The following is a 10,291-nucleotide window of genomic DNA, read 5'->3' on the forward strand; positions in this document are numbered from 1 at the left end:
CGTTTAGGTTGTTTAATATATTTCTATTGATAATTAGAATATATGTGAATTATTTATGCATTGATTAATATCAATTACCAGAAAGGTTTGGTGTAAAATAATATTTACACTTCCGTAAAAAAATATAAACAATCGGATTGTATTCTTTACGGAGCGTGGTATGTTATCCGGCAGACGCTAAAAACTTAAACAGACAAATAAAGCAGGTATGAAAAATGATCATGCAAAAAGATGCGCTTAATAACATTCACATTCTCGATGAACAAGTTCTGATTACACCGGAAGAGCTGAAACTAAAATATCCATTGAGTAGCAGTGACTTGAATGCTATTACAAACGCGCGTAATACTATTGCAGATATCATCCATCATGATGATCCCCGTTTGTTGGTGGTATGTGGCCCATGTTCTATTCATGATGTGGATGCCGCTCTTGATTATGCCCAACGCCTGAAATCACTTTCTGCCGAACTGAGCGATTGTCTGTATATTGTTATGCGTGTCTATTTCGAAAAACCTCGTACTACTGTTGGCTGGAAAGGCTTGATCAGTGATCCTTACATGGATGGGTCGTTTGATATGGATGGCGGATTACATATTGCCCGTCGTTTATTACTGAATCTGGTAGAAATGGGGTTGCCACTGGCAAATGAAGCACTTGATCCTAACAATCCTCAATATTTGGGCGATCTTTTTAGTTGGTCAGCGATTGGAGCAAGAACGACTGAATCTCAGACTCACCGTGAGATGGCTTCAGGCTTATCAGTATCAGTTGGTTTTAAAAATGGTACAGATGGTAATTTAAATACAGCAATTAATGCGATGAAAGCTGCCTCAATGCCACATCGCTTTATGGGAATAAATCAGTCTGGTCAGGTGTGCCTGCTGCAAACCCGGGGTAATCCAAACGGCCATATAATATTACGTGGTGGAGCAGAGCCTAATTATAGTGCTGAGCATGTGCGTGACTGTGAAAATCAGATGGTTAAGGCAGGTTTAGTTCCATCACTGATGATTGATTGTAGTCACGGTAACTCTAATAAAGATTTTCGTCGTCAAAGTGTTGTTGTGGATTCTGTCGCTGAGCAAATTATGCAAGGGAATCAATCCATCATTGGTATCATGTTAGAAAGTCATATTAATGAAGGAAACCAGTCTTCCGAGCTAACCCGTTCTGAAATGCAATATGGTGTTTCTGTCACTGATGCTTGTATTAGCTGGGAAACGACGGAGCAGGTATTAAGAAAGTTACATCAGCAAATCAAGCCACATTTATCAAAACGAAACATAACGATGAAACAGGCAGGGTAATTGACATGGCAGCAGAATTATCGCAATTGCGGGAAAAAATTGATGAGGTAGACAAAGCTCTGCTCAATTTACTTTCCAGACGGATGGATTTGGTTGCTGAAGTCGGTGAGGTTAAGAGTCAGCTTGGTTTACCGATTTATGCACCCGAAAGGGAGGCCAGTATGCTGGCTTCTCGCCGCCAGGAGGCAGAAATACTGGGGATTTCTCCCGATTTAATTGAAGATATTCTGCGCCGTATTATGCGTGAGTCTTATGCCAGTGAAAATGATAAAGGCTTCAAAAAGCTCAATGCTGATATAGGGCCTATTGTTATTGTTGGTGGTTCTGGAAAAATGGGCCGGTTATTTAACCGGTTATTGACCTTATCAGATTACGAAGTCAGGATCCTTGAGGCGAATGACTGGGAGCAGGCTGAAACTATTTTAGCTGGTGCTGGTATGGTCATTATCAGCGTACCTATTCATTTAACTGAAGATATTATCCACCGTTTACCCCCTTTGCCTGAAGAGTGCATTTTGGTGGATTTGGCTTCTATCAAACAAAAGCCACTTCAGGCTATGCTTGATGTACACAAAGGGCCTGTTTTGGGATTACACCCGATGTTTGGGCCGGATGTAGGAAGTTTTGCTAAACAAGTGGTTGTTTTTTGTGATGGCCGACAGCCCGAATCATACCAGTGGTTTCTGGAACAAATATCAGTATGGGGTGCTCGACTACATAAAATCGATGCAGATCAGCATGATAAAAATATGAGTTTTATTCAGGCACTACGTCATTTCACCACTTTTTCTTATGGACGGCATCTGTTAAAAGAAGATATCGACCTACAGCAACTATTAGCGCTGTCTTCACCCATTTATCGTCTGGAATTGGCTATGGTTGGCCGATTATTTGCTCAGGATCCACAATTGTATGCAGATATTATTATGTCCAGTCCTGAAAATCTCGAACTGATTCGTCGTTATCATCAGAGCTTCGGTCAGGCTTTGGCGCTTTTGGAAGATCAGGATAAAAAAGCATTTATTGCAAGCTTTAATCAGGTGAGCGAATGGTTTGGTGATGAAGCAAACCGGTTTATGAAAGAAAGCCGGGCACTCTTACAGCAGGCTAATGATAATCGGGTATAAGTGAATCGGTTGCTGTGAAGGAAAAGCCGGATGTTGCCATCCGGTTTACTATTCAGAATGGATCGACCGAGGGGACATTTTCTGAGGGATAACATCCTAATATTTTCAAAAAGTGGGTGATTCCAGACAATTCTTTAAGAGCCTGTTGCATTTTTATGGAACGAATATTGGCCTGAACATCAATATAAAACATCTCTTCCCATGGCTTACCGTTTATCGGGCGTGATTCCAGTTTACTCATAATAATATTGTGCTTTTTTAAGATAATGAGTGCGTCAACCAGAGCACCAGCTTGCTGTCCCGTGGACATAATAAAAGTCGTTTTTGCTGGAACTTGATCTGATACTTCAATCGGTTTCTGGGCGACAACAATAAAACGGGTGCTGTTATTTTGTTGGTTTGCCAGATTATTTTCTAAAACCTTCAGTCCGTAAAGTGCGCCTCCGGCTTCACTTCCTAATACTGCCACATCTGGTGAATCTATCTCAGTTACCTTTTGCATGGCAACGGCAGTACTTTCACAATAGATGATATTCCAGTGTGGGAATTGATTAAGATATTGGCTGCATTGCTGGAATGGCTGAGGGTGACTGTAGACTGTTTTTATCTTAGAAATATCACTCTCTTTGCTAACCAATAAGCAGTGATTGATCGGAAGAGTAATTTCTCCTACCAAAGATAATGGAGTGTGCTGTAATAGGTCATAAACATCATTTATTGCTCCGGAACTGGTGTTTTCCAGCGGCAGGATACCGTAATCAGCCTGACCAATTTCCACTAATGAAAAGATATCAGGAAATTTATGACAGCTACATTCAATTAACTGATTGAAATGTCGTGCCGAAAACTGACGGGCTGCAAGGTGAGAATAAGAGCCTTTTGGGCCAAGAAAGGCAATTCGTGCCGTATCATAAGGCGTCTGGTTCAGGTGTTGCTGTAGCAGGGCTTGTTGTGTCAGTACTGAATCTTCAATGATCATTTGGAACAGACGGGTAATGTAAAACCCATCCAACCCACGAGACTTACCTTTATCAATTAACACATCCAGTAATTCTCGTTCCCGATTTTTATCCCGTATCGGGCGATTATCATGAAGTTTTGTCTGTGCAACATCACAGGCTAATTGCCGGCGTTGTGCTAGTAGATCCAGTAAATCAGCATCAATGCTGCTGATTTTTTTACGAATGTTAATTAAATCTCGTTCCATAGTACATTCCTGACATTTTTATTATAAAAGTAATTTGTATCTTTCAAATTGCAACCCGTAATCTAGCGGGGCTATAAATTATGGTCTTAAAAAAAAACCTCCCGTTGGTAGGGAGGTTTTCTTGTTCGTCTTCTTTTTATCTTTTAAAAACGAGAAACCCCCTCATAGGAAGGTAAAAAAGAAAAAGAAGAAAAACAGTTTAATATTCATGTCATTTATATCTTAATATTTGCAGAATCAAATAGTGTACTTTAATTAACCTATTTGCTGAGGTATGTCAATAGATGGGGAAAAGGGATACAGAAATAAAAGAACAATAAAACGCGCTCATTGAGCGCGTTGAGAAAACAAAACAGGTTATATTTCCAGATTAAGATTGGATTCTTTCACACTATGCTCTGCTCTGCGGGCTTCTCCTTTATGCTGAACTTTATTAAGTTGGCGTTCTAATTTCATCAGCAATTCATTGATAGCAGCATACATATCTTCATGTTTGGCACTTGCAACCAGCGTAGCATTTGGCGTGCCAATCGTGGCATCGACCAAAAATCCTTGTGGCTCTTTTGAAAGTACAATATGTGGATTGATTAGATTGACTTGCCATTTGTTCAACTTATTTAGACGGTCTTCCACATGACTACGAATCGCGGGGGTAATTTCCATTTGTTTGCTGGTTATGTTTACTAACATATAGTTACCTCTTTCTTCTGTTGCTCCGTCTTTGATGGCTCCAGCATAACTCGCTTTTGGAGAAAAAGAATGATCTAAATCACTTTTATTCGGGAATGCTGACGTGGATAAGCGAAATTGTGATTAATGATGAAGATATGGACAATATTTGTTGCTAAGAGAGAAGTAATGCGTCATTATCGATCAGTTATGGTATTATCAACTTAAGAAATAATTCTGGAATTTAAATAGATTTCTGTCCGGTTATAATGTTCTCCCCTAAAAAAATAGCAGCCACATAGCTGCTATTTTTATGACGTTCTTTTGAAACGACGTGCTTTCGAAATTCTAGACTGGATTGGCTGCAATTAATGCCGCAACTTTATGTGCTTCGGTTTCAAGCCCCAGAGCTTTGTATGCCTTTTCCATATAAGGCAGCGCTTCTCTGGTTGATTGGGTATCCGGATAATTCTGTAGCATTTGCTCTGTACGGTTGACGACTGCGACGTAAGCGCCACGTTTAGTGTAATATTGAACAACGGCAAGCTCATGTTTAGCTAAACGATCTTTCAGAAAGACTAAACGTTTGTAGGCATCGGCTACATACTGGCTGTTAGGGTAATAACGTACCAATTGACTGAAATCGCGGAATGCGGCACGGGCATTTTCAGGATCACGGTCTGAGCGGTCAAGGCCCAAAAAGTCCTGCAGAAGGTTATCATCCATCGCCTGTAATACCAGACCACGCATATACATTACATAGTCAATATGCGGGTGGGTTGGGTTCAGGCGCATGAAACGTTCAATGGATGCAAGAGCGAGAGGAAATTCTGCTGATTTATAATAAGCATAAATTAAATCCAGCTGAACCTGCTGAGAATAGGGTCCGAAAGGATAACGGTTATCCAGGGATTCCAATTGCTTGATAGCCGCTTTATAGTTACCGTCTTGCAGTTTTTCCTGCCCGTTTGAATAAATTTGAGATGGCGGGATATCAGGAACAGCCTCTTTATTGCTGGAGCACCCAGATAAAACCAGGCTCAATGTGGTCGCTGCCACCAGATATTTCATGCGAATCATCACGTGTTGATTACCCTCTGATTGTTTTCTGGGAGACTATCCGCGAAGCTCCCGGCGAAAGATAGAGTACAATAGCACACTATTTTAAATGAAACGGCCTCGCCGTCAAAACTCAACGTAAAATATAGAAGTTATATATGGCACAACAAATACGACTTAATACGACAGTCGCTGAATCTCAGCTCGGTCAGCGTTTAGATCAAGCTTTGGCTGAATTGTTACCTGATTATTCCCGCTCACGTATAAAAGAGTGGATTTTGAATGATAAAGTTCAGGTTAATGGCAAAATAATTAATAAGCCAAAGGAAAAAGTACTGGGCGGAGAAGAAATTTCTATTGATGCTATCATTGAAGAAGATGCCCGTTGGGAACCGCAGGATATAGAACTGAACGTTGTCTATGAAGATGACGATATTCTGGTTATTAATAAACCACGTGATTTAGTTGTACACCCGGGGGCCGGAAACCCTGATGGCACGATACTGAATGCTCTGCTATATCGCTATCCGGAGATTGCAGATGTTCCCCGGGCAGGCATTGTCCACCGTCTTGATAAGGATACGACAGGCCTGATGGTAGTTGCAAAAACAGTTCCGGCACAGACTCGCCTGGTCGAATCACTGCAATTACGTGAAATTACCCGTGAATACGAAGCCATTGCGTTGGGGCATATGACAGCAGGTGGGATCGTAGAAGAACCGATATCTCGCCATCCGACAAAGCGGACACACATGGCTGTTCACCCAATGGGTAAACCTGCCGTGACTCACTATCGGGTTATGGAACATTTCCGGGCACATACCCGTCTTCGTTTACGTCTGGAAACGGGCAGAACACACCAAATCCGTGTGCATATGTCACATATTAAACATCCATTGGTTGGAGATCAGCTTTACGGTGGTCGTCCTCGACCTCTGAAAGGCGCTTCTGAGGAATTTCGCGAAGTGATGCGCAACTTTGACCGTCAGGCGTTGCACGCAACTATGCTGCGTCTTTATCATCCGATAACAGGTATTGAGATGGAATGGCACGCGCCATTACCTGACGATATGGTGAAGTTGATTGATGTGATGAAAGCGGATGCCGAAATTTTTAAAGATGAAATGGATTGGTAGTTAAATGACACCACTGATTTTTCCTGACTGGCCACAGCCTGAGGGGGTTGGCGCGTGTAGTACGACCCGTGCGGGGGGGATGAGTCTCCCTCCCTATGAGAGCCTGAATTTAGGCAGTCACGTTGGCGATGATCCTCTATACGTGGAGCGAAACCGTGAACTGTTGGTGGAATATGCACGATTGCCACAGCAGCCTGTTTGGTTGGAACAAGTACATGGAACACGGGTTATCAGGCTAGAAGGGCAGTCAGTGGAAAATAATCAGGCTGATGCAGTTTATACCAATCAGGTTGGGCAGGTATGTGCTGTAATGACAGCAGATTGTCTGCCCGTACTTTTTTGTTCCGTCGACGGTGATGAAGTCGCAGCAGCTCACGCGGGATGGCGTGGATTATGTGCCGGTGTGTTGGAAAATACGGTGGCTCAATTTACGACAAAACCCGGTATGATTCAGGCATGGCTGGGGCCTGCTATTGGCCCTGAACAGTTTGAGGTCGGACATGAGGTTATGGAAGCCTTTCTGGCAACAGATCCTAATCTGGAGCAGGCTTTTACACCTTATGGGATGAAATTTCTGGCAAATATCTATTTACTGGCTAGATTAAAGTTGAAGTCTATTGGGATAAAAAATGTTTTTGGAGGCGCGGCTTGCACGGTCTCAGAAGAAAAAACTTTTTTTTCTTATCGTCGTGATGGTGTTACCGGACGTATGGCAACTTTAATCTGGTTGAAGTGATCTATCGCGCAGGGCGGTCTTTGGCGCATAGCGCAAGTTTCCAATTAACTTTTCAGAGAACCTTGAATATTTAAGGAATGACCTTATTTAATCTCCAGTAGCAAATTCTGACCAGTATTGGAGGTGTTATGCGTCTGGATCGTCTTACTAATAAATTCCAGCTTGCTCTCGCTGACGCCCAATCCTTCGCATTAGGGCGTGATAATCAATTCATCGAACCTATTCACTTGATGAGTGCATTGCTCAGTCAAGAGGGTGGCTCTGTTCGTCCTTTATTAATGTCTGCCGGGATTGATACAGGAAACTTGCATGATCGACTGAATCTAGCTTTGGACAGACTACCAAAAGTAGAAGGGAGTGGCGGTGATGTACAGGTATCCAATGAATTAGGGCGTTATTTAAACCTGTGCGACAAACTTGCTCAGAAAGCAGGTGATAACTTTATTTCTTCTGAACTCTTTGTTCTGGCAGCACTGGAAGAGCGTGGAACGCTAAGTGACATATTAAAAGCTGCGGGAGCAACAAAAGACAAAATCACTAAGGCAATAGAAATGATGCGCGGTGGTGAAAAAGTAAATGATCAGAGTGCCGAAGACCAACGTCAGGCACTAAAAAAGTACACAATAGATCTCACTGAACGAGCCGAACAAGGCAAACTTGACCCTGTAATTGGGCGTGATGAGGAAATTCGACGGACAATTCAGGTATTGCAGCGCCGAACCAAGAACAATCCCGTTTTGATAGGTGAGCCGGGCGTTGGTAAAACAGCTATCGTCGAAGGGCTGGCACAGCGGATTGTTAATGGTGAAGTTCCTGAAGGGCTGAAAAACAAAAGAGTCCTGTCCCTTGATATGGGAGCATTATTGGCGGGAGCTAAATACCGGGGAGAATTTGAAGAACGTTTGAAAGGCGTTTTGAACGATCTCTCCAAACAGGAAGGTTCGGTCATTCTGTTTATCGATGAATTACATACGATGGTAGGTGCCGGTAAGGCAGATGGCGCGATGGATGCCGGTAACATGCTGAAACCAGCACTAGCCCGTGGTGAGCTGCATTGTGTCGGTGCGACGACCTTAGACGAGTATCGCCAATATATTGAGAAAGATGCGGCTCTGGAGCGTCGTTTCCAGAAGGTTTATGTTGCTGAGCCTACCGTTGAGGATACTATTGCTATTCTACGCGGTCTTAAAGAACGCTATGAACTTCACCACCATGTTCAGATAACTGATCCGGCAATTGTGGCAGCGGCGACATTATCTCATCGTTATATTTCAGATCGCATGTTACCTGATAAAGCGATTGACTTGATTGACGAAGCCGGAGCCAGCCTGCGTATGCAGATGGATTCAAAACCAGAAGCGTTGGATCGTTTGGAACGCAGGATTATTCAGTTAAAACTCGAACAGCAGGCGCTAAAAAAAGAATCGGATGAAGCGAGTAAAAAGCGCCTTGATATGCTGAATGAAGAGCTGGTGGAAAAAGAGCGCGAATATTCTGAACTGGAAGAAGAGTGGAAAGCGGAAAAAGCTGAACTTACCGGTACTCAAAACATCAAAGCTGAATTAGAAAATGCCCGTATAGAATTGGAAAAAGCCCGTCGCGGTGGTGACTTGGCAAGAATGTCTGAAATCCAGTACGGGAAAATTCCAGAACTGGAAAAACAGCTAGCAGCAGCATCAACAGCAGAAAATCATCCAATGAAATTGCTGCGTAACAAAGTGACTGATGCTGAAATTGCTGAAATCCTTGCTCGCTGGACAGGAATTCCAGTATCCAGAATGCTGGAAAGTGAAAAAGATAAGCTATTGCGTATGGAGCATGAATTACATAAACGTGTAATTGGGCAAAATGAGGCTGTTGATGCAGTAGCAAACGCAATTCGCCGTAGTCGTGCTGGTTTATCGGATCCAAATCGTCCGATTGGCTCTTTCATGTTTTTAGGGCCGACAGGTGTTGGTAAAACGGAGCTGTGTAAAGCATTAGCCAATTTCCTGTTTGACAGTGACGATGCAATGGTACGTATCGACATGTCTGAATTTATGGAAAAACATTCTGTCTCCAGGCTGGTGGGTGCACCTCCCGGATATATTGGCTATGAAGAAGGCGGCTATCTGACAGAAGCAGTACGCCGTCGCCCTTATTCAGTTATCCTGCTGGATGAAGTTGAAAAAGCGCATCCGGATGTTTTCAATATATTGTTGCAAGTGTTGGATGATGGCCGTTTGACCGATGGTCAGGGGAGAACGGTTGATTTTCGTAATACTGTTGTAATTATGACATCTAACTTGGGTTCAGACATGATTCAGGAGCGCTTTGGCGTACTGGATTATGCCGGAATGAAAGATATGGTGATGGAGATCGTGGGCCATCACTTCCGACCTGAATTTATTAACCGAATCGATGAGGTCGTGGTATTCCATCCATTAGGAAAAGAACATCTAAAATCCATCACGAGTATTCAGTTGCAGCGTTTATATAAGCGTCTGGAAGAACGGGGCTATCAAGTCACCATGACATCGTCGGCATTAGAGAAACTGAGTGAGGCGGGTTTTGACCCTGTATATGGAGCACGTCCATTAAAACGGGCTATCCAACAAGAGATTGAAAACCCATTGGCTCAACAAATACTTTCTGGTGCACTGATTCCCGGTAAGTTAGTGACATTGGATCTGGAAAACGACCACATTATTGCAAAACAATGATGTTTTTTGCTCAGTCTACTCAGTGGGGACTTATAGATAGCTATCTATATAGGCACTTATCGAGTGAAAATGTCACTAGGGCAATATAAAAGACATAATAAAGGTAAAAAAGAGGTGGAAAATCCACCTCTTTTTCTGTTTTTTTAGATTAAAAAAAGCCTGATAAGCTGTTTTTGTCTAATAACTGCTCGGTTGAAATCTTTTTTTGAAATAGTTGTTGCCAGCGTCGGAAAACTCCCTATAATGCGCATCCGTTGTCACGACAAACACACAAACAAGTCGAGATGACAAGAGTTGAAAGCCGCGAAAATAAAGGCTTGACACTCTGAGAGGAAAGCGTAAGAT

General features: G+C 42.7%; 8 protein-coding genes and 1 other annotated feature. Of the genes, 5 read left to right on the forward strand and 3 right to left on the reverse strand.

The features are described from left to right. The first annotated feature begins 215 nt into the window (after positions 1–215). Both AACX68_RS02920 and tyrA read left to right on the forward strand, forming a co-directional pair. Positions 216–1,310, forward strand: a complete 1,095-nt coding sequence (locus AACX68_RS02920) for a 3-deoxy-7-phosphoheptulonate synthase (protein ID WP_099119915.1) — start codon at positions 216–218, stop codon at positions 1,308–1,310. A 5-nt stretch (positions 1,311–1,315) separates the two neighbouring features. After that, positions 1,316–2,437, forward strand: a complete 1,122-nt coding sequence (gene tyrA, locus AACX68_RS02925) for a bifunctional chorismate mutase/prephenate dehydrogenase (RefSeq protein WP_228860561.1) — start codon at positions 1,316–1,318, stop codon at positions 2,435–2,437. Positions 2,438–2,489: 52 nt separating this feature from the next. On the opposite strand, the gene pheA is transcribed toward tyrA, so the two are convergent. The 3 genes from pheA to bamD form a co-directional block, all read right to left on the reverse strand. After that, positions 2,490–3,644: a bifunctional chorismate mutase/prephenate dehydratase gene (gene pheA, locus AACX68_RS02930; protein ID WP_228860562.1), complete on the reverse strand. Its 1,155-nt coding sequence runs from the start codon at positions 3,642–3,644 to the stop codon at positions 2,490–2,492. An 87-nt stretch (positions 3,645–3,731) separates the two neighbouring features. Next, positions 3,732–3,855: a sequence feature (Phe leader region), on the reverse strand. Positions 3,856–4,001: 146 nt separating this feature from the next. Further along, complete coding sequence (gene raiA, locus AACX68_RS02935; protein WP_099110738.1) at positions 4,002–4,334, reverse strand: ribosome-associated translation inhibitor RaiA; 333 nt, start codon at positions 4,332–4,334, stop codon at positions 4,002–4,004. 327 nt (positions 4,335–4,661) lie between these two features. Then, complete coding sequence (gene bamD / locus AACX68_RS02940; protein WP_228860565.1) at positions 4,662–5,384, reverse strand: outer membrane protein assembly factor BamD; 723 nt, start codon at positions 5,382–5,384, stop codon at positions 4,662–4,664. Positions 5,385–5,530: 146 nt separating this feature from the next. Between bamD and rluD the strand changes: the two genes are divergently transcribed. The 3 genes from rluD to clpB all read left to right on the forward strand — a co-directional run bounded on the left by rluD (position 5,531) and on the right by clpB (position 9,946). Beyond that, positions 5,531–6,508, forward strand: coding sequence for a 23S rRNA pseudouridine(1911/1915/1917) synthase RluD (gene rluD, locus AACX68_RS02945; protein WP_099119919.1), 978 nt, complete (start codon positions 5,531–5,533; stop codon positions 6,506–6,508). A 4-nt stretch (positions 6,509–6,512) separates the two neighbouring features. After that, positions 6,513–7,244, forward strand: coding sequence for a purine nucleoside phosphorylase YfiH (yfiH, locus tag AACX68_RS02950; RefSeq protein ID WP_228860563.1), 732 nt, complete (start codon positions 6,513–6,515; stop codon positions 7,242–7,244). A 128-nt stretch (positions 7,245–7,372) separates the two neighbouring features. Then, complete coding sequence (clpB, locus tag AACX68_RS02955) at positions 7,373–9,946, forward strand: ATP-dependent chaperone ClpB (protein ID WP_228860564.1); 2,574 nt, start codon at positions 7,373–7,375, stop codon at positions 9,944–9,946. Positions 9,947–10,291: the final 345 nt, after the last annotated feature.

The sequence above is a fragment of the Xenorhabdus sp. PB61.4 genome, from assembly GCF_963894935.1.
Classification (GTDB): Bacteria; Pseudomonadota; Gammaproteobacteria; order Enterobacterales; family Enterobacteriaceae; genus Xenorhabdus; species Xenorhabdus stockiae.

Coding starts and splice junctions, on each gene's coding strand:
- clpB (WP_228860564.1), top strand. CDS start 7,373: ATGCGTCTGGATCGTCTTACTAATAAATTCCAGCTTGCTCTCGCTGAC.
- yfiH (WP_228860563.1), top strand. CDS start 6,513: ATGACACCACTGATTTTTCCTGACTGGCCACAGCCTGAGGGGGTTGGC.
- AACX68_RS02920 (WP_099119915.1), top strand. CDS start 216: ATGATCATGCAAAAAGATGCGCTTAATAACATTCACATTCTCGATGAA.
- tyrA (WP_228860561.1), top strand. CDS start 1,316: ATGGCAGCAGAATTATCGCAATTGCGGGAAAAAATTGATGAGGTAGAC.
- bamD (WP_228860565.1), bottom strand. CDS start 5,384: ATGAAATATCTGGTGGCAGCGACCACATTGAGCCTGGTTTTATCTGGG.
- pheA (WP_228860562.1), bottom strand. CDS start 3,644: ATGGAACGAGATTTAATTAACATTCGTAAAAAAATCAGCAGCATTGAT.
- rluD (WP_099119919.1), top strand. CDS start 5,531: ATGGCACAACAAATACGACTTAATACGACAGTCGCTGAATCTCAGCTC.
- raiA (WP_099110738.1), bottom strand. CDS start 4,334: ATGTTAGTAAACATAACCAGCAAACAAATGGAAATTACCCCCGCGATT.